15 protein-coding genes are annotated in these 19,989 nt (G+C 75.9%); 9 read left to right on the plus strand and 6 right to left on the minus strand.

Going from position 1 to position 19,989, the window contains the following annotated elements; all coding sequences use genetic code 11:
* Window positions 1-11: 11 nt before the first annotated feature.
* From A3CO_RS0104290 to A3CO_RS0104305, 4 genes are all read right to left on the minus strand, one after another.
* On the minus strand, window positions 12-1,586 hold the full coding sequence (locus A3CO_RS0104290) for a serine/threonine-protein kinase (RefSeq protein WP_026204274.1): 1,575 nt from the start codon (window positions 1,584-1,586) through the stop codon (window positions 12-14).
* 122 nt (window positions 1,587-1,708) lie between these two features.
* Window positions 1,709-3,268: a hypothetical protein gene (locus A3CO_RS0104295; protein WP_157646959.1), complete on the minus strand. Its 1,560-nt coding sequence runs from the start codon at window positions 3,266-3,268 to the stop codon at window positions 1,709-1,711.
* 323 nt (window positions 3,269-3,591) lie between these two features.
* A complete protein-coding gene (locus A3CO_RS0104300; protein WP_026204275.1) occupies window positions 3,592-3,912 on the minus strand; it encodes a hypothetical protein in 321 nt (106 codons plus the stop codon).
* 53 nt (window positions 3,913-3,965) lie between these two features.
* Entirely contained in the window at window positions 3,966-4,268 is a 303-nt protein-coding gene (locus A3CO_RS0104305) for a chorismate mutase (RefSeq protein WP_018331001.1), read from the minus strand.
* Window positions 4,269-4,524: 256 nt separating this feature from the next.
* On the opposite strand from A3CO_RS0104305, the gene pcrA reads away from it, so the two are divergent.
* Window positions 4,525-7,056 carry a DNA helicase PcrA gene (pcrA, locus tag A3CO_RS0104310; protein WP_018331002.1) on the plus strand — a complete coding sequence of 844 codons (2,532 nt, stop codon included), beginning with the start codon at window positions 4,525-4,527 and terminating at the stop codon, window positions 7,054-7,056.
* Between the two features lie 124 nt (window positions 7,057-7,180).
* A complete protein-coding gene (locus A3CO_RS0104315; protein WP_018331003.1) occupies window positions 7,181-7,990 on the plus strand; it encodes an oxygenase MpaB family protein in 810 nt (269 codons plus the stop codon).
* A 75-nt stretch (window positions 7,991-8,065) separates the two neighbouring features.
* On the opposite strand, the gene A3CO_RS39920 is transcribed toward A3CO_RS0104315, so the two are convergent.
* Together A3CO_RS39920 and A3CO_RS0104325 are read right to left on the minus strand one after the other, a co-directional pair.
* Window positions 8,066-9,139, minus strand: a complete 1,074-nt coding sequence (locus A3CO_RS39920; protein WP_018331004.1) for a M23 family metallopeptidase — start codon at window positions 9,137-9,139, stop codon at window positions 8,066-8,068.
* A 245-nt stretch (window positions 9,140-9,384) separates the two neighbouring features.
* Complete coding sequence (locus A3CO_RS0104325) at window positions 9,385-10,326, minus strand: esterase/lipase family protein (RefSeq protein WP_018331005.1); 942 nt, start codon at window positions 10,324-10,326, stop codon at window positions 9,385-9,387.
* 129 nt (window positions 10,327-10,455) lie between these two features.
* Between A3CO_RS0104325 and A3CO_RS0104330 the strand changes: the two genes are divergently transcribed.
* The 7 genes from A3CO_RS0104330 (at window position 10,456) to purH (ending at window position 19,889) form a co-directional block, all read left to right on the plus strand.
* Window positions 10,456-12,282, plus strand: a complete 1,827-nt coding sequence (locus A3CO_RS0104330) for a hypothetical protein (protein WP_157646961.1) — start codon at window positions 10,456-10,458, stop codon at window positions 12,280-12,282.
* A 193-nt stretch (window positions 12,283-12,475) separates the two neighbouring features.
* On the plus strand, window positions 12,476-13,651 hold the full coding sequence (sucC, locus tag A3CO_RS0104335) for an ADP-forming succinate--CoA ligase subunit beta (RefSeq protein WP_018331007.1): 1,176 nt from the start codon (window positions 12,476-12,478) through the stop codon (window positions 13,649-13,651).
* Between the two features lies 1 nt (window position 13,652).
* Window positions 13,653-14,534: a succinate--CoA ligase subunit alpha gene (gene sucD / locus A3CO_RS0104340; protein WP_026204276.1), complete on the plus strand. Its 882-nt coding sequence runs from the start codon at window positions 13,653-13,655 to the stop codon at window positions 14,532-14,534.
* Between the two features lie 85 nt (window positions 14,535-14,619).
* Window positions 14,620-16,185, plus strand: a complete 1,566-nt coding sequence (locus A3CO_RS0104345; RefSeq protein ID WP_157646963.1) for a DUF5336 domain-containing protein — start codon at window positions 14,620-14,622, stop codon at window positions 16,183-16,185.
* Between the two features lie 119 nt (window positions 16,186-16,304).
* A complete protein-coding gene (locus tag A3CO_RS37390; RefSeq protein ID WP_051085807.1) occupies window positions 16,305-17,636 on the plus strand; it encodes a cell division protein PerM in 1,332 nt (443 codons plus the stop codon).
* A gap of 40 nt (window positions 17,637-17,676) precedes the next feature.
* On the plus strand, window positions 17,677-18,330 hold the full coding sequence (purN, locus tag A3CO_RS0104355; RefSeq protein ID WP_018331009.1) for a phosphoribosylglycinamide formyltransferase: 654 nt from the start codon (window positions 17,677-17,679) through the stop codon (window positions 18,328-18,330).
* Complete coding sequence (purH, locus tag A3CO_RS0104360; RefSeq protein ID WP_018331010.1) at window positions 18,327-19,889, plus strand: bifunctional phosphoribosylaminoimidazolecarboxamide formyltransferase/IMP cyclohydrolase; 1,563 nt, start codon at window positions 18,327-18,329, stop codon at window positions 19,887-19,889. Before purN ends, purH begins: the two co-directional genes overlap by 4 nt.
* Window positions 19,890-19,989 lie beyond the last annotated feature (100 nt).

Consider the following 19,989-nt stretch of genomic DNA (forward strand, 5'->3'; position numbering starts at 1 on the left):
CGACCGGCCGGTCAAAGCGTCCGCTCGGAGTTGATCAGCCAGGCGCCGCCGGTGCCGCGGGTCATCCCGAGCTCGTGGACCTCGCGGCTCGTCGCCCCGTCGCGGCGGGTGAAGAGCAGCGTGGCGCGGACGGTGCTGTCGTCGATCGCCGCGGCGTCGAGGACCTGCACGGACGCGATCGTCGACCAGAAGCTCTGGTAGCCGCCGAAGCCGCCCGCGGTGTCCTGCATCGTGGCGCCGAGGCGGGCCCACCCGGCGCCGGGGTTGGCGGTGACGATCGAGTAGTAGTCGCGGACCGCGGCGACCATCAGGGTGCGCTCGTCGGTCGGGCCCGGTGCCTCGCTGGACGCGGGCGCGCCCAGGGAGGCGCCCTCCGTCCCGCTCGACCCGCTCGACCCGCGCGTCAGGGCGACGGCGAGCAGCACCCCGGCGAGCACCGCGGCCAGCAGCACGGCGATCACGATGGCCGTGGTGGGCCGGCGTCCGGTGCCCGTGGCCGACCGGGACGGCGGTGGCGCGGCGACGGCTCGCGGGCCGGAGCCGTTCGACCGCGGCGACGGCGGGCCGGCCCCGTCGACGGGCGTCGGGCCCGGGTCCTCCGACCCGGCGTCGGGAAAGGGGCTCCCGCGCCACGTGGGGCTGGGGGCGCCGCCGGAGCGGCCGCGGCTGCCGGTGGCGACCGGGTCGGACTCGGTGGAGCGGCGGGAGTCGGGGACGCGGGCCTCGTCGAGGTCGGCGCGCGCCCAGCCCGCGGTCGAGGCGGAGCCGGCGGCATGGGCGATGCGCCCGAGCTCGCGGCGGGCCTGGGCGGCGGTCGGGCGCTCGGTGGGTTCGGAGCGCAGCAGCCGCATGAGCAGTGCGGTCAGCGGTCCGGCCTGGACCGGCGGGTTGACCGCGCCCGCGGCGACGTTGTGCAGCAGGGCGAGGGCGTTGTCGTCGGAGCCGAACGGCGGGATGCCCTCGACCGCGGCGTAGAGGGTGGCGCCGAGGGAGAACACGTCCGAGGCGAACGTCGAGTCGTCGCCGCGCGCGACCTCCGGGGCCAGGTAGGCGGGGGTGCCCGCGAGCATGCCGGTGCGGGTCAGCGTCAGGTCGCCGGTGGCGCGGGAGATGCCGAAGTCGGTGATCTTGACGGTGCCGTCGCTGCCGATGAGGACGTTCCCCGGCTTGACGTCGCGGTGCACGATGCCGGCCTGGTGGGCGGCGTCGAGGGCGTCGGCCACCTGACGGCCGATGCGGGCGACGAGCCGCGGGTCGAGCGGGCCCTGCTCGGCGAGCATCGCGGAGAGGCTGCGCGACGGCAGGTACTCCATGACCAGCCAGGGCTCGTCACCCTCGATCGAGGCGTCGAACACCGAGATCGCGTGCGGGTGCTGCAGGCGGGCCGCGATCCGTCCCTCGCGCAGGGTGCGCTGGCGGACCTCGTCGGCCTCGGCCTCGTCGAGACCCTGGTTGAGGAACACCTGCTTGATCGCGACGACCCGGCCGAGGCGCTCGTCGGTCCCGCGCCAGACGACGCCCATCGCGCCCGACCCGATGCGCTCCTCGAGGCGATACCGCCCGGCGACGACGCGACGAGGTGTCACCGGCCTCCCTCCGCCCGCGTTCCACGGACCCCACGGCCCCCGTGGGGCATCAGGGTAGAGGGCGGGACGGGTGCGGTCCCACGGTCGGGTGACGTGTCACGACGGCGATGTGCGCCTCCGCCTCACTCGCCGCCGACGCCGGACACCGTGGACACGAGGACGCCGACCGGCGACGAGCCGCTGCCGGAGCCCTCGGAGGAGCTCTTCCCCGACGAGGTGCCGCCCGAGGACCCCGACGAGGAGCCCGAGGACTGCTTCGACGAGGCCCCCTCCGACGAGGAACCCGACGAGGCCGCCTTCGACGAGGAGGCCGACGACTCGGAGGACTTCGCCCCGGTGAGCAGCGTCCCCACGGTGTCGGAGACCGTCGCCGCCGCCTTCTCGACCGTCGGCCCGGCGGCGGGGACGTCCTTCGTCGCGGTCCCGACGGAGTCGACCGTGCTCGTGACGGGGGCGGTCGTGGTCGTCGCGGTGCGCTGCACGAACTCGGCGGCGGTGCTGGTGGTGGTGGCCACCGTGCCGGCGAGCGGCGGGGCGACCGTCCCCACCGTCGAGCCGGCGTCGGTGAGCACCGTGCCGGTCGCGCCGGCGACGCCCGGGCCGGAGGGGGTGGAGCCGCCGCCGGTGACGATCGTCGTGACGTCGGAGGCGGTGTTCGTCAGGCCCTGGGTCGCGCCGCCGACGACGGGCAGCGGGGCCGCGGCGGCGCCCACCGTGTCGACGACCCCGCCGACGACCTGGCCACCGGGGGCGACGACGTCGTGCTGCACGGTGTCGGTCACGCCGCCGACCGCGCCGGCCACCGGGTCGAGCACCGGCTTCAGCGGGGGCAGCACCTCGCCGACGGTGCCCCCGGTGTCACCGACCGCGCCGCCCACGATCGGGACGACCGGGGTGGTACCGCCCGAGCCACCACCGGGCGTCCCGCCCGGCCCGCCGCCGGAGCCGCCGGGCAGGCCCGGGAGACCGGGCAGTCCGGGGAGACCCGGCAGCCCACCGCCGCCCCCGGCCCCGCCACCGCCTCCGATGCCGCCGATGCCTCCGACACCGGTCCCGCCGCCCGGTGTCGCCGGACCCCCCGTCCCCGGCGTGGTGCCGGGGACGGGGGCGGCGGTCGCGCCGGGGAGCGACGACGTGCCCGCGAGCGGGCCCCCGACGAGGGGGCCGCCGGCGGTGAGGCCGAGGCTCTCGGCCGAGGTGGTGAAGGCGGCGAACGCCACGGAGCCGGGCGCGGCGGCCACGGCTGACCCGGGAACGCCCGGGACGGGCGTGACGCCGTCGGGGCCGGTGGGGGTGCGGACCGGGGAGTCGTCGACCGGAGGGAGGAAGGCCGGCCCCGCGACCGCACCGATGACGCCGATCGCGGTGCCGGTGACCAGGACGGCTGCCGTGGTGACCCGGGTGGCCGCCGAGCTGCGCCGGAGGGAGAGCGGGGCCGCGTGACGGTGCATCCGCCCGCTCGCGGTGATGATCGCCCCCGTCGTCGGGAGCTCGCCGGTGTCGTCGCGGAGCACGAGGTCGGTCACCGGGACGCCCGCGGTGTGCCGGCCGCGGTCCCGGCCGGTGCGGCGCGGGGCGTCGGGCAGCGGGGGAAGCGCCGGGTCCTGGGAACCCGCGGTGCCGGAGAGGCCGTACCAGCCGCGGTGCCGGTCACCCCGGCCCGCCGAGGCGGACACAGTCACGTCGTCACTCCCGAAAGGTCAGCCCCCGCCACCATTCATGTGAGGAGACTGTCTACTCGGACAGGTGATGCGCGCCCAGCGCTCGGAAAGGCCCGACCGCCGATCGACCGCTCTCCGTCGCCGTGCGGGCGTGTTGCGGGCACGGACGAGGGAGATCAGGCCTCACTCATCCGAACGACGACGGGCGGATGCGGTGACGGTCGTTCGGCGCGCCGGGGACGCCGCTCGGCGACGACGAGGAGCAGGTCGGTCACTGGTGGTGTCCGCCCCGCAGCTCCGCCCGGGCAGCACCCCGGGGATGTCACGGAGCCGAACGGGTGGTCTCAGAACGACGGCGGGTTCGCCAGGCGCTTGCGGGCGCCCTGCAGCTGGCCGACCGACGCGAGACCGATCCCGCCGCCGAGGAGCAGACCGATCACGTCCGGCGTGATGCCGCCGTTGGTGAGCAGCAGCGCGACGAGGGCGCCCAGGACGAGACCGCCCGCCGCGGGCAGCCGCCTGCGGGCGTCGTCGGCGAGGTGCGAGGCGCCGGGACGCTTCGTCGCCACCGACCGCAGCATGAGGAGATAGCCGCCGTAGCCCACGGCGGCGAGCAGACCCAGGATCGCGACGATCGTCGCGATCAGGTCGATGACCATTCCCATGGACCCAGGATGCCAGCGCGGGGGTGTGGTCCGTGCCGGATTCCGGCCGGGATCTACCGTCCGCCGCCGAGCCGGCCGCGGCCGAGCCGGAGCAGCAGCATGCCCAGCTCGCGGCCCTCGCTGCCGAGGTCACGGAAGCGGGCCAGCACCTGCATCTCGCGGTTGTAGACGATGCGCGGGCCGCCGGCGGCCATCCGGGCGAGCCCGATGCGCTGCGAGATCTCCGAGCGGCGCTTGATGAGGCGGAGCAGCTCGGCGTCGATGGCGTCGATCTCGACCCGCAGGTCGGGGATCTCCTCGGCCGAGGCGGGAGCGAGTGCGCCGGTCGCGTCGCTGCTGGTCGGCGTGTCGGTCACGATCGTGGTCCTCACGGGTGTGTCGGAGCCGTCGGCCCCGGCACGAGAAAGCCCCGGGGTCACGAGGACTCCGGGGCGGGTGGGGGTGGCAGCGGATCAGCGCTCGTCCACGGGAACCGGGGTCCGGGTCCCGTAGCGAAATCGCCGCGCCTCGTGCACGTCGATCAGCCTAGTCCGGCTCCGCGCGCGTGTCAGCAGCACGGGTCGTCCGAGGAGGCCCCGGGCCGTCGGGGGTGCCGGGTAGCGTGGCGAGGCGATGAGTAGCACTGACACCGGGTCGTCCCGGACGTCCCGTCCGAGCGCCGCGGCCGGTCTCGCCGCACGGCTGGCCGGGGCCGCGGGCACCACGGCGCTGCGCCGGACCGGTGAGGGGCGCGGGGCCGACGACCAGCCGGGCCACCCGCCGTCGGGACGGCCGTCGTCGGACCGGGCGGAGCGGCGGGACGACCGCGGGCAGCAGCTGCTCGAGGGGATGAACCCGCAGCAGCGCGAGGCCGTGACGCACAGCGGGTCGCCGCTGCTCATCGTCGCCGGCGCGGGCTCCGGCAAGACGCGCGTGCTCACCCACCGGATCGCCTACCAGCTCGCCCACGGCGCGCACCCCGGCCAGATCCTCGCGATCACGTTCACCAACAAGGCCGCCGCCGAGATGCGCGAGCGGGTCGCGGCCCTCGTCGGGCGCCGGGCCAACGCGATGTGGGTGTCGACCTTCCACTCGATGTGCGTGCGCATCCTGCGCCGCGAGTACAAGCACCTCGACCTGTCGAGCACCTTCTCGATCTACGACGCGGACGATTCGCGGCGGCTCGTCGCCACGATCACCAAACAGCTCGACCTCGACCCGAAGCGCTTCCCGCCGCGGGGCCTGCTCGGGCAGATCAGCGCGTGGAAGAACGAGCTGACCGACCCGGTGACGGCGGCCGAGGCCGCGGGGAACGACTACGAGCGGCGCTGCGCCGAGGTGTTCGCGGCCTACCAGCAGCGGCTCCAGGAGTCGAACTCGCTGGACTTCGACGACCTGATCGCGCGCACGGTCGACCTGCTGCAGCGGTTCCCCGACGTCGCGGAGCACTACCGCCGGCGGTTCCGGCACGTGCTCGTCGACGAGTACCAGGACACCAACCACGCGCAGTACGCGCTGGTGCGGGCCCTGGCGAGTGGGTCCCCCGACGGCTCGGTGCCGCCCGCGGAGCTGTGCGTGGTGGGCGACGCCGACCAGTCGATCTACGCCTTCCGCGGCGCCACGATCCGCAACATCATCGAGTTCGAGCGGGACTACCCCGAGGCGCGCACCATCCTGCTGGAGCAGAACTACCGCTCCACGCAGATGATCCTCACGGCGGCCAACGGGGTCATCGCCCGCAACCCCGACCGCCGGGACAAGCGGCTGTGGACCGACCAGGGCGACGGCGAGAAGATCGTCGGCTACGTCGCGGACAACGAGCACGACGAGGCCGCCTTCGTCGCGGCGGAGATCGACCGGCTCGTCGACGGCGGCGAGGTGCGCTTCGGCGAGGTCGCGGTCTTCTACCGGACCAACGCGCAGTCCCGCGTGTTCGAGGACGTGTTCGTCCGCCTCGGCATGCCGTACAAGATCGTCGGCGGCGTGCGGTTCTACGAGCGCCGCGAGGTCCGTGACGCGCTCGCCTACCTCAAGGTGCTCTCCAACCCGGAGGACACCGTCTCGCTGCGCCGGATCCTCAACGTCCCGAAGCGCGGGATCGGCGACCGCGCGGAGGCCGTCGTGGCCGACCACGCCGAGCGCGAGCACGTCACCTTCGCGGCCGCGCTGCGGCGGGCGGCGGCCGGTGAGGTGCACGGGCTGGCCACGCGGTCGCAGCGCAACATCGCCGACTTCGTCGAGATGATGGACGCGCTGGCCGCCGGGGTGGCCGGGGGTCAGGAGGTCGCCGACACCCTCGACGCGGTCCTCGACATGTCGCGCTACCGCGCCGAGCTGGAGAACTCCGAGGACCCGCAGGAGCAGTCGCGGCTGGAGAACCTCACCGAGCTCGTCAGCGTCGCCCGCGAGTTCGTGGGTGACGCGCGGGCCAACGCCGCGGTGGCCGAGGCCGCCCAGGCCGACGGGGCGGCGGAGGTCCCGGCCGGGGTGGTGGTGGCCGCCGACGACGCCACCGACCCCGGCTCGCTGGAGGCCTTCCTCGAGCGGGTCTCCCTCGTGGCGGACGCCGACTCGATCCCCGACGGCGGGGACGGCGTGGTCACGCTGATGACGCTCCACACCGCGAAGGGCCTGGAGTTCCCCGTCGTGTTCTGCACGGGATGGGAGGACGGCGTCTTCCCCCACCAGCGCGCCCTGGCCGACCCCGCGGAGCTCTCCGAGGAGCGCCGCCTCGCCTACGTCGGCATCACCCGCGCCCAGCAGCGGCTCTACCTCTCCCGCGCGCTCATGCGCTCCGCGTTCGGGCAGCCCCAGGCCAACCCGCCGTCGCGGTTCCTCGACGAGGTGCCCGCCGAGGTCGTCGACTGGCGGCGCTCCGCGCCCGAGCGGTCCGCGCCGTCCGCGTCGACCGGGTTCGGGTCCGGGCGCACGTGGGGGCGTGACCTCACCGGCTCCCGGTCGCGCCCGTCGCCGATGCGGTCGGCCTCGAGCGCTCCGGCGCTCTCGCTCGAGGTGGGCGACCGGGTCAGCCACGACAAGTACGGGCTCGGCCTGGTCACCGTGGTCGACGGGGTGGGCAGCAAGCAGACCGCGACGATCGACTTCGGCTCGTCGGGCACCGTGCGCCTGATGCTCATAGGCGGCGTGCCGATGCAGAAGCTGTAGGAGCGGCGCTCGCGCACGTGGCTGCCGTGCCGCGCGTGCGGTTGCCGGTCGCCCGACCGGCGGGTAGGTCTGGAGGGACGCGGTCCGATTTCGCGCCGCCGTTCGACGATCCCCCGGGAGCGCAGTGGACCACCACGACGACGAGGGACTCTTCGGGCCCGGGTCGGTGACCTGGCGGGTGCACGTCGAACCGGTGCTGTGGATCGCCGGTATGCGGGCGCTGCTGCTGCAGTCGCTGCACCCCCGCGTGATGCGCGGGACCTACCAGAACTCGGCGCTGTTCGACCCGAAGAAGGCCTGGCCGCGGTTCCAGCGCACGGTCGAGTTCGTGGGCACCCGCACCTTCGGCAGCACCGCCGAGATCGAGGCCGTCGCGGGGCGGGTGCGCCGGCTGCACACCACCCTCCGCGGGCACGACCCCGACGGGACCCCGTTCCGGCTCGACGATCCCGAGCACCTGCTCTGGGTGCACGTCTGCGAGATCGACTCCTACGTCGACGTGGCCCGGCGGGCGGGGGTGCTCGACGACGCGGACGCCGACACCTACGTGGCCGAGAACGTGCGCGCGGCCGAGGTGGTCGGGCTCGACCCGGCGATCGTGCCGGCCACGCGCGCGGAGACGGCGGCCTACTTCCGGCGGATGCGGCCCGGACTGCGGATGACCGACGAGGCGCGGCTCGGCGTCGGCGGGCTGCTGCGCCCGCAGCCGGACGCGCCGGCCGGAATCGCCGTCGCGCTGTCGACGATCGCCGGGCTGGCGCTCGGCACGTTGCCCCGGTGGGCCCGCCGGATGTACGGGCTGCCCGGCCTGCCCACCACGGACGCGGCCACCACGGTCGCGCTGCGCCTCACCCGCGGCGCGACGACCCTGCTGCCCGACCCCCCGATGCCGCCCCGGGCCGCCCGGGCGCGGGAACTGGTCCGCAGCGCCTGAGCCGGACGCGGACGAGCGGGCCGTTGGTCACGGTAGATCGTGACGAACGGCCCGTTCGTAGCGAACGGGGTGGGTCTAGTCGGCCGCCGCGCCGAGGGAGATCCCGCGCTCCGCGAGCCAGGGCAGCGGGTTGATCTTCGCGCCGTCCGGGGTCCACACCTCGAAGTGCAGGTGCGGGCCGGTGGACTGGCCGCGGTTGCCGATCTCGGCGATCTCCTCGCCGGCCTTCACCTGCTGCCCCTCGGTCACGAACGAGCGGTTGACGTGGCCGTAGACGTTGATGGTGCCGTCCTCGAGCTGCACCCGGACCCACATGCCGAAGCCGCTGGCCGGTCCGGACTCGACCACGGTGCCGTTCGCGACCGACACGATCGGCGTGCCGATGGCGTTCGCGATGTCGATGCCGCGGTGCGAGGTGCCCCAGCGGGCGCCGAAGCCGGAGGTGAAGCGGCCCTCGGCGGGCTTGACGAACTGCGGGGCGCGGGCCGCCGCCTCCCGGGCCGTCGCCGCGTCCGCGGCCTGGCGGGCCTTCGACAGCGACGACACCTGGCTCGGCGCGGTGGGTGCCGGGGCGACCGCCATGACGCCGGTGGTGGCGGCGTCCAGCGCGCTCGACGCGGCGGCCGGGGAGGCGGCGGCCGCGCCGGGGACGGCGGCGGTCGAGCTCCCGGCGGAGAGGGCGAGGTCGGCCTGCGTCTCCCCGGTCGGCGCGTCCAGGCCGTGCGAGACGACGCTGTGGCCGGCCGTGGCCAGCGCGCCGGCCGCGACCGCGGCGACGGCGAGGCGCCCCGTCAGCGGGGTGGTCGCGCGCCGGTGGCCGTGGGAGGGACCGGGAGCCCCGGCCGGGGACGGACGGAGGCCGCCGGGCGCCCGGGCGGGCAGGGCCGGGGCGCGTCCACCGGAGACGGAGCGCAGCGGAGCCCGACCGTCGGCCGAGCCGCCGACGAAGGCCGCGGAGCGGCCGACGTCGACCGGGCGGGGTGCCGGGCGGGCGGGGACGAACCGGGGACCGGCGCCGAGGAGGCCGGGGCCTCCCGCGCCCGCGAGTGCGGGCACGCCGAACCCGGCGAGTCCGCCGGTCAGGGGAGCGAAGGGGGAGCGGAGCGACGGGGAGTCGGCCTGGCCGCGGGGGGAGCTGTGACGCGCCACAACCAACCTTTCCGCAGGTCGGGGCCGGACGCGGACGGCGGTGGCGTGGGGGCGCCGGACGGATCGTCGGGGTCGATCCGTGAGCCGTTCGTGACCGCACCGTGATGCTGGACGACCGGACGGTGTCACGGAACCCCAAGCGCGGGCAAACGGCTACCCGTGAAACACCCAGCTGGCACGCCGTGTGCGCGGTCGTGCGCGCCGAGCGGTCCTCACGCGGACGGGTGACGCGGTCGGCCGGGTTGTCAGCCCGCGACGGCGGCGACCGACGCGACCCGCTCGCGGGGCGAGCGCGTGCGGCCGAGCCGGCAGGCCACGAGGTGGACGACCTGGGGGTCGATCGTCATCGCCATGTGCCCGACGTGGTCGAGCCGGACGTTCTCCACCTGCAGGTCCGGGTGCTCGAGCCGCGCGTTGCGCTGCGGGATGATCAGCTGGTCCATGCGGCTCCACACCGCGAGGAAGCGGGTGGCGCACCCGGGGGCCGGCTCCTCGAGCTCGCGCAGCAGCTCCGAGCCCGGCTGGAGCTGGCGCGGGACGAGCGTGGGCGGCAGCAGGTGCGCGATGGCCGACCCGCGGTGCGGGCTGCCGAGGGTCACGAGGGTGTCCACGCGGGCGTCGCCGCCGAGCCGCTGCACGTAGTAGCGCGAGATCAGGCCGCCGAGCGAGTGCCCGACGATGTGCACGCGGTCGGCGCCGGAGACCGCACACAGCCGCTCGACGTGGTCGCCGAGGTCGCGGGCCGCGGTGCGGATGTCGCCGGTGAGGGCGACGAGCGGGCTGTAGTTGACGGCCTGGACGGTGCCGTGGCCGCGGCGGCGCAGGGTGCGCGCGAGGTAGTGGAAGATCGAGCGGTTGTCGACGATGCCGTGCACGAGGATCACCGGCGTGCTCGACCCGTCGAGGTCGGACACCAGCAGCGACCGCTCGGTGGGGGTGAGCGTGTCGGTGCGGTGGTGGGCGTGCACCCCGCCCGGGCGCAGGGCCTCGTCGAGCAGGCCCCACGGGTAGACCGATAGGTGCACCGCCGTGTAGGCGAGCTCGACCGCGAGGCCCCGGACGCCGGCGGGGACGCCGACGGTGCGCGCGGCGTAGGACAGCGCGCCCCACGCCTGGTGCGCCATCGCGGCCAGGGAGCCGGTGGGGCCCGTCGCCGGCGCTGGCGACGTAACCGCGGTCACGTCCATGAGAGGGACGTTAGGCGACGTTCACCGGCGTGTCGCCCCGAACGCCACAACAGATCGATCCAGAGTCGATCTCGTCGCACCGGCGGGTGTGCGCGGGTCCCGATCGGGTACCAGCATAGTCTGCGCTCGATGACGGCGTCACGAGCCGAGCCGCGGCCGAGCCCGCCCGGGCCCGCCGCGCAGGCGGCCACCCGACGGGTCGACGGGGCGTGGTGGACGGCTGCGTCCTGCGTGACCGTGGCCGCCGTCCTGCGCGTCCTCGTCGCCGTGCTCGCGCCGGGCGCCATCGGCGCGCCGACCCGGGCGGCCGGGATCCTGGCCCCCGTCGTGGCCGTCGTCGCGGCGCTCGCGCCGGGCCTCGCGACCCGGCGGGCCGGGCGCACCCCCGGTGCGGCCTCGCTCGCGGCCCCGGCGGCACTCGGCGTCCTCGGCCTGGGCGGCCTGCTCGTCGACCTCACCCTGCTCGTCGACCCCGTCGCGGCCGCCCGGCCCGACCTGCTGCCCTCCGGCATCTCCGTCCTGCCCGCGCCGCTCGCCACCCTGCTGGTCGTGGCCGACGTCGTCCTCCTGGTCGCCGCGGTCGTCGCCGGCCGGGGCCTGGTCGCGTTGGGCCGCGAGGGCGGCGCGGCCGTCCTCGGCGGCCACCCGCCCGGCGCCCTGGTCCGCCCGGTGGCGGGCGCGGTGCTGGCCGCGGCGGGGATCGCGGCCGCCCCGTTCAGTGTCGACGGGTCGCTCAGCGGGTTCGCGCCGCACGCGGTCCTCGACACCGCCCCACCCGCGGGGATCGGGGTGGCGCTGCTCGCGGTCGCGGTGGTCGCGGCCGCCGTGCTGCCCGGCCTGCGTCCCACCGACCCCGCCGCCGACCCGGAGACCGGGATGCGGGTCCGGCGGGCGGTCCACACCGCGCTCGGGGCGGGGGTGGTCGCCGCGGTGGCCCCCGTCGTCGCGGCGTCGATCTCCCGCGCCGGCCTCGACCTCTCACCCGGCGCCGTCCTCGCGGTGGCCGGCGCCCTGCTGCTCATCGGGGTGCCGGCCCGCACCGCGGTGCTGCGGTCCCGCGCGGCCGGGGTCGCGGCGCTGCTCACCGCCGGGGCGGCGCTCTTCGGCGCGCTGCTGCCCACCACGACCCTCGCGGGCAGCGAACCCGTCACCACCGGCACGGGCCTGCTGCTCCTCCCCGCCGCCGCGGTGCTCGCCCTGCCGGCCGCGCTCGTCGTCGTCGGGACCCCGCGCCTCGTCGTCCGGGCGCGTCCGACGCTCTCGGTCGCCTGGCTGACCGTGCCCTTCGCCGCCGGACCGGCCCTGGACGTCGTCCTCGGCGCCGTCGACAGCGCCGGGACGCCCGTCGTCGACCCCTCCGGGGCGTCGATCCCGGTGCCGACGACGGGGGTGGGGGTCGGCGCGGGGGGCTGGGCCGTCGTGGCCGCCCTCGTCCTCGCGGTGCTGACCGCCGTGCTCGCCGTCGGCGCCGGGTTCGCCGAGCGGCGCGACGTGGCGGGGGCCCGGGTCCCGCTGGGCGCGCGCCCGGCCGACGGGACCGACACCGTCGAGCCCGACCCGACGATGCTGCCGATGTGCGCGCTCGCGGCCGTGCTCGCCGTCCCGGGGTTCGGCGGCCCGCTCGCCCGCGACGCGCTCGCCGCGAACGCCGCGGGCGGCACCTGGCAGAACCCGGGTGCCGCGGCTTGGGGCTCCCTCGCGGGTGTGGTCGGCGTCGCGATCGCGGTGCTGCTCGCCCCGCGGGCCCGTCCCGCGCGGGCGCTGGCCCTGCTCGCGGCGGCCGGGGCGCTGCTCGTCGTCCGGCTCTCGGCGCTGGTGCTGACTCCGCCCCGGCCGGGTGAGAGCGTCGGGATCGGGACCTGGGCGGCGATCGTCTGCCTGGTGGTCAGCCTCGGCGCGGCCGTGGTGTCGGTGATGCAGATCCGCGATCGCGACACCGAGGACGACGGGCCCTGACGCGGGCGGCGTGGGCCCAGTGTGGCGGGGGTCGCCCCCGGTGCCCGGTCCCACGCGGCGACACGCCGCTAGGGTCGCCCTCGCCGCCCCTGAAGTCGCCGTCGAGCAGATCACCGCCGTCCGTGCGACCCGCGGGGGCCACCGCCGGAGTCCACCGACGGATGCTGCCGGTCAGTGATGGAGGAGTTCACGAGTGGACCTGTACGAGTATCAGGCGAAGGACCTCTTCGCCGCCCACGGGGTCCCGGTGCTGCCGGGCCGCACCGTCGACACGGCGTCGGACGCCGAGGCCGCCGCGGGTGAGATCGGCGGCGCCGTCGTCGTCAAGGCCCAGGTGAAGACCGGCGGCCGCGGCAAGGCGGGTGGCGTCAAGCTGGCCAAGGACCCGGCGGAGGCCAGGGAGAAGGCCGAGGCCATCCTCGGGCTGGACATCAAGGGCCACGTCGTCCACCGCGTGCTGGTGACCGAGGCGAGCGACATCGCGGAGGAGTACTACTTCTCCTTCCTGCTCGACCGTTCCAACCGCACCTTCCTCGCGATGTGCTCCGCCGAGGGCGGCATGGAGATCGAGGAGCTCGCCGTCGAGCGCCCCGAGGCCCTCGCCCGGGTGCCGATCGACGCGATCACCGGCGTCGACAAGGCCAAGGCGCAGGAGATCGTCTCGCAGGGCAACCTCCCCGACGCGGTGGCCGACGAGGCCGCCGACGTCATCGTCAAGCTGTGGGACACCTTCGTCGGCGAGGACGCCACGCTGGTCGAGGTGAACCCGCTGGTGCGCGACCCGCAGGACCGGGTCATCGCCCTCGACGGCAAGGTCACCCTCGACGAGAACGCGGACTTCCGCCACGAGGCGCACGCCGCGCTCGTCGACGAGAGGACCGAGAACCCGCTCGAGGCGAAGGCCAAGGCCAAGGGCCTCAACTACGTCAAGCTCGACGACGGCCAGGTCGGCATCATCGGCAACGGCGCGGGTCTGGTCATGTCGACCCTCGACGTCGTCGCCTACGCCGGCGAGGCGCACGGCGGCATGAAGCCCGCGAACTTCCTCGACATCGGCGGCGGTGCGTCGGCCGAGGTCATGGCGGCCGGGCTCGACGTCATCCTCGGTGACGACGACGTCCGCAGCGTCTTCGTCAACGTCTTCGGCGGCATCACCGCGTGCGACGCGGTGGCCAACGGCATCGTCGAGGCGCTGAAGATCCTGGGCGACGACGCCACGAAGCCGCTGGTCGTGCGCCTCGACGGCAACAACGTCGAGGAGGGCCGGCGGATCCTCGCCGAGGCGAACCACCCGCTCGTCACCGTGGTGGGCACGATGGACGACGCGGCCGCGAAGGCCGCCGAGCTTGCCGCGAAGGCTGGTGCGTGAGATGTCGATCTTCCTGAACGAGAACAGCAAGGTCATCGTCCAGGGGCTCACCGGCTCCGAGGGCATGAAACACGGCCGCAAGATGCTCGCCGCGGGCACGCAGCTCGTCGGTGGCGTCAACGCCCGCAAGGCCGGCACCCAGGTCGACGTCGACGGCACCTCGGTGAACGTCTACGGCGGCGTCGAGGAGGCCATGAAGGAGACCGGTGCGGACGTCTCGGTCATCTTCGTGCCGCCGAAGTTCGCGAAGGACGCGGTCGTCGAGGCCGTCGACGCGGGCATCGGGCTGGCCGTCGTCATCACCGAGGGCATCCCGGTGCACGACTCGGCGTGGTTCTGGGCGCACGCCTGCGCCAACGGCAACCGCACCCGGATCATCGGGCCGAACTGCCCCGGGATCATCTCGCCCGGGAAGTCGCTCGCCGGCATCATCCCGGCGAACATCTCGGGCCCGGGCAAGATGGGTCTCGTGTCGAAGTCGGGCACGCTGACCTACCAGATGATGTACGAGCTGCGCGACATCGGCTTCTCCACCGGCATCGGCATCGGTGGCGACCCGATCATCGGCACCACGCACATCGACGCGCTCGAGGCGTTCCAGAACGACCCCGAGACCGAGGCCATCGTCATGATCGGCGAGATCGGCGGCGACGCCGAGGAGCGGGCCGCCGACTACATCAAGGCGAACGTGACGAAGCCGGTCGTCGGCTACGTCGCGGGCTTCACCGCGCCCGAAGGCAAGACCATGGGCCACGCCGGTGCGATCGTGTCCGGCTCCGCCGGCACCGCGCAGGCGAAGAAGGAGGCCCTCGAGGCGGCCGGCGTGAAGGTCGGCAAGACGCCGACCGAGACCGCCGACCTCGCGCGTTCGCTGGTCTCCTAGCCTCGGTCTGAGGCAGGCTGGGCCGACCGCGGGGACGATCTCCGCGGTCGGCTCGACGGCGTCGTCACCGCAGGAGGGCTCGTCCATGAGCGCAGGACCGGGTGCAGGATCCGGCAACTCGGGGGGACAGCCCGGCTGGAGCGGGCAGCCGTACGCGGCTCCGGCTCCGGGCCAGTCGCGGCAGGCGCAGTCGTCGCAACCCCAACCCGCCGTCGGCACCCCCAGCCAGCCCTTCGGCGGGGTCTCGCCCTACGGCGGCTCCTCGTGGGCCGGTGCCGGTGCGCCCGGCTCGGGGCCGGTTCCCGGCGGGCCTGGTGGCCCCGGTCCGGGCCCCGGTGGCCCCGGTGCTCCCGGCGCCGGGCAGGGCCCGTGGGGTCGGCCCGCGGCGCCGACCCCCGGGCGCGGCGTCCCGGCCTCCCAGCCGTACTCGGCGGTGACGGTGCCGGCGGCGCCCACGCCGCCACCGGCCGCGCCACCCGCGGCCCCATCGTCCTCCGCCGCGCCGTCGTCGTCCTCCGTCCCCGGCGGCGTGCCGACGGGGACCGCACGGCTCGCGGCCCTCGGCGCCGCCGGACTGGGCCTGCTCGCCTTCATCGCCACGTTCTTCACGAGCTTCGACCCGGCGGGCCTCCTGCCCGCGCTCGTCGTCGGGGGCGGACTGACCGTGGGTGCCGCGGTGCTCCCCGGCGCCCCCCGCACGGTGGTGCCGGGTGCCGTCGTCGCGGTGACCGCGGCGCTCGTGAGCCTGCAGACGCTGTCGGTCACCGACGGGTTCGACGTGGTCGTCGTGGTGCTCGCCGTCCTCACCGCCGCGGCCGCGGTGTTCGCGGCGCTGTCCGCCACCGGTCTGCTCGGCGGCGCCACGCGTTCCCCGGCGGCGGCCGCCCCGACCGGCGGGTCCGAGCCGCAGGGCCGGTCGCCGTTCGCGGGCCAGCCGTCGGGACCGTTCGGGGTGCCGCCCGAGCAGGCCACCCAGCGGGTCCCCTCCCCGGCGGGGCCGCAGCAGCGGCCCGGGCTGCCGGGCATGCAGGGCGTGGGACAGCAGGGTCAGCAGGGTCAGCAGTCCGCGGCCGTCACGCAGGCCGCGGCGTACACCGGGCCGTCCACGGGCGGCCACGGCCAGCCCTCGATCGAGGACGCGGCCGCCCGGACGCAGGTCGTGCCGCGCACGCCGGGGCCGTCGTCGGACCCGACGTCCGCCGAGTCGGCGCCGACCCGGACGGCGTCCGAGTCGTCCGGTAGCTCGCCCTCCGGTGCCTCGCCTGCCTCGCCCTCCGGTGCCTCGCCTGCGGGTGCCACGTCGGGTGCCTCGTCGGTCGACGCCGGTCCGGCTGCGGCCTCCGCCGTCACCGACGGTCGCGCCGGTGCGTCGTCGGAACCGGCCGGTCGCACGCCGGGGAGCGAGCCCGCCGCGTCGCGCCCGTCGTCGACCCCCGGCGCGCCGGCCGGCGGCGGCGACGTGCCGGCGACCGCGATGATGGAGGGCACGGCCCCGACCCCGCCGTCGGCGCACACCCCGCAGCACGGCGCCGAGTCCGAGGACACCCCGCCGTCGGGTTTCCCCCGGCCGACCGGGTGGGGCGTGCCGGAACGCGGCGACGCTGCGGGGCAGCAGGGTGCCGACCGTCCCGGGGCGCACGAGTCCCGCTGACGCGGGCGTTCCCACCGGCCCGAGTGGCGCCATCCTGACGTCAGGTGTCAGGAACGTGCCGGGGCGCGGACGGCGTGGCACCCCCACGTCGTCGCCCGGCCCTGGAATCGTCGCTGCGCGTGAGTGCTCCGGCGAAGGACGAGGCGGCGGACGCGACGCCGACCGGCGCGACCCCGGTCCCCGACGGGACGCGGCCGCGCCTCGCGGTGCTGGCGGAGGTCGCGCTCGTCCCGGTGGTGGCCGGCTACCTCGCCGTCGTCGTCCTCGCGGCGCTGATCACGGCCGCCGCGTCGGGCACGACCCCCGGCGGCGACCCGGGCCTCGGGCAGGCGCTCGGCACGGGCGTCGCGCTGTGGCTGGCGGTGCACCTCGTCCCCCTGACGGTCTCCGGCGCGCCCCTGGGGGTGCTGCCGCTCGGGGCGGCGATCGGCGTCGGGACCCTGATCGCCCTGGTGGCCCGCCGGGGCGTGACCCGGCTGCTCACCCCGACCACCGAGGCGCACCGCTGGACGTCCTGCGCGGTCCCGGTCGTCGCGGCCACCGCCGCCGTGCACGCCGCGGGCGGGGTCCTCGCCGCCGCCCTGCTCACCCCGGACTCCGCCGCCGTCCCGGCCGACGCGTCGCCCGCGACGGCGGGTGTCGTCGCCGGGCTGCTCGCGGCGGTCGCGGCCGGGGCGGGGGTGGTCGGCCCCTGCGGACTCGCCGCACGGGTCGCGGCCCTGCCGGGCTGGCTGCGGCGTGGGCTGCGCACTGGGCTCGCCGCGACGGTGGCCCTCGTCGCCACCGGGGCGGCCCTGCTGCTGATCGTCCTGCTCGCCCACGCCGAGGCGGTCGCGGCCGTGTTCACCGCGGTCGCCCCCGAGGCGGGCAGCGGCGCCGGGCTGTGGCTGCTCGACGTCGCCTACCTGCCCAACGCCGTCGTCGCGGCCGTCTCCTGGGTGCTCGGCCCCGGGTACGCGGTCGGCACGGTGAGCGCGGCCCCGACGGGGGCGACCGTGGGCCTCGTGCCGCCGTTCCCGCTGGCCGCGCTGCTCCCGGCCGACGCCCCCGCGAGCTGGACGGGCCTGGTGTTCGCGCTGCCGCTCGCCGTCGGGAGCCTCGTCGGCTGGACCCTCGCGCCCTCGGACCCGGACACCGCGACCCGGCTGCGCTCGGTCGGCGTCGCCGCCGGGACCGCCGGGCTGCTGCTCGCGGTCGCGGCCCTGCTCGCGGGGGGCCGGCTGGGGACCGGCCCGTTCGACCCCGTCGTCGTGCCCGCGGCGTGGGTCCTGCTCGCCGGGGTCGCGTGGGTCGGGCTGCCCGGCGCCGTGATCGCGGTCCTCGCCGCGCCGGTCCCGGCCCGGGCGACGTCGTCGGCCGCGCCCGCACCCGTCGTCGGGGACGAGGACGAGGACGCGGCCGACGAGGAGCGTGTCGAGCCCGACACGCCGGAGGAACCCGAGCAGGGCTAGGCTGGTCGCGAGGATCGTCGAGACGCCGGAGCCCAGGTCTGTGCACGGCGGCAGGGAGTCCCCGCTGAGCACGCACCACCGCCCCGAGCGTCCCGGGCCCGCCCGCGTCGTGGTGCTCGCGTCCGGCTCCGGCAGCCTGTTGCAGGCGCTGCTCGACGAGTCCGCGGCCTGCGGCATCGAGGTCGTCGCGGTGGTCTGCGACCGCACCGGCATCGCCGCCCTGGACCGGGCGCGGGCCGCGGGGAGCGAGGCCGTCGTCGTGAAGGTCTCGGACCATCCCGACCGCGCCGCCTGGGACGCCGCCCTGGCCGACACCGTGGCCGGGTTCGCCCCGGACCTCGTGGTCTCGGCCGGGTTCATGAAGGTCCTCGGCCCGGCCTTCCTCGCCCGCTTCGGCGGACGCACGATCAACACCCACCCCGCGCTGCTGCCCGCCTTCCCCGGCGCGCACGGCGTCCGCGACGCGCTCGCGTACGGGGTGAAGGTGACCGGTGCCACGGTCCACCTCGTCGACGACGGCGTGGACACCGGCCCGGTACTGGCCCAGGAGGCCGTCGTCGTCGACCCGGACGACACCGAGGAGACGCTGCACGAGCGGATCAAGGTCGTGGAGCGCCGCATGCTCGTCGAGACCGTCGCGGTGCTGGTGCGCCACGGCGCCACCACCACCGGACGGACAGTGAGGATCCCGTGAGCGACACCGAAGGCCGTCGTCAGATCCGGCGCGCGCTGGTCAGCGTGTTCGACAAGGCCGGACTGCTCGACCTCGCCACCGGCCTGCACGCCGCCGGCGTCGAGGTCGTCTCCACCGGCTCCACCGCCTCGCGCATCGCCGACGCCGGGGTGCCGGTCACGCGGGTCGAGGAGCTCACCGGCTTCCCGGAGTGCCTCGACGGGCGGGTGAAGACGCTGCACCCGCGCGTGCACGCGGGCCTGCTGGCCGACTCGCGGCTGCCCGATCACGTCCGCCAGCTCTCCGAGCTCGGCATCGCGCCGTTCGACCTGCTGGTGGTCAACCTCTACCCGTTCACCCGGACCGTGGCGTCCGGCGCCTCGCCCGACGACTGCGTCGAGCAGATCGACATCGGCGGTCCCGCGATGATCCGGGCGGCCGCGAAGAACCACGAGACGATGACGGTGGTCACCGACCCGTCGCGCTACTCCTGGGTGCTCGAGCAGGCCAAGAACGGCGGCGTCACGCTCACCGATCGGCGCGCGCTCGCGGCCGAGGCGTTCCGGCACACCGCGTCCTACGACGTCGCGGTCGCCACGTGGATGGGGTCGGTCCTGGCGCCCTCCGACGGCTTCGGGGACTGGATCGGCTCGACCGGGCGGCTGCGCCAGACGCTGCGCTACGGCGAGAACCCGCACCAGGCCGCCGCGCTCTACGGCGAGCCGGGCGACGCCTCGGGCCTCGCCGGCGCGACGCAGCTGCACGGCAAGGAGATGTCCTACAACAACTACGTCGACGCCGACGCGGCGTGGCGGGCCGCGCACGACCACGGCGACGACCAGGTCTGCGTGGCCATCATCAAGCACGCCAACCCGTGCGGGATCGCCGTGGGGACCGACGTCGCGGGCGTGCACGCACGCGCCCACGCGTGCGACCCGACGTCGGCGTTCGGCGGCGTGATCGCGGTGAACGCCGAGGTCACGGTCGCGGCGGCGGAGCAGATCGCGGAGATCTTCACCGAGGTCGTCGTGGCGCCGTCCTACGCCGAGGGCGCGGTCGACGTCCTCGCCCGCAAGAAGAACATCCGGGTCCTGACGGCGGAGTGGTCCCCGGCGACCGTCGAGCAGCGGCCGATCTCCGGCGGCGTGCTCGTGCAGCAGCGCGACGCGGTCGACGCGCCGGGGGACGACCCGTCGTCGTGGACCCTCGCGACCGGCACCGCGGTGTCGGACGCCGTGCTCGCGGACCTCACGTTCGCGTGGCGGGCCTGCCGCGCGGTGAAGTCGAACGCGATCCTGCTGGCCCACGACGGCGCGACCGTCGGGGTCGGGATGGGTCAGGTCAACCGGGTCGACTCGGCGCGGCTCGCCGTCGCGCGGGCCGGGGACCGGGTGCGCGGGTCCGTCGCGGCCTCGGACGCGTTCTTCCCGTTCCCGGACGGCTTCGAGGTGCTCGCCGAGGCCGGCGTCGCCGCGGTGGTGCAGCCGGGCGGGTCGGTGCGCGACGCGCAGACGATCGAGGCGGCGGAGAAGGCCGGCGTCGCGATGTACCTGACGGGGACGCGGCACTTCGCGCACTAGGAGGTGGGCCTCCGGCCCCGTGAGTACTTCTCCGTGTCCTGACACGGAGGAGTACTCACGGGCAGCCTGTGCGCCTGCTGAAGGTTCCCGACGGCGGGTG

It is taken from the genome of Actinomycetospora chiangmaiensis DSM 45062 (genome assembly GCF_000379625.1).
Classification (GTDB): domain Bacteria; phylum Actinomycetota; class Actinomycetes; order Mycobacteriales; family Pseudonocardiaceae; genus Actinomycetospora; species Actinomycetospora chiangmaiensis.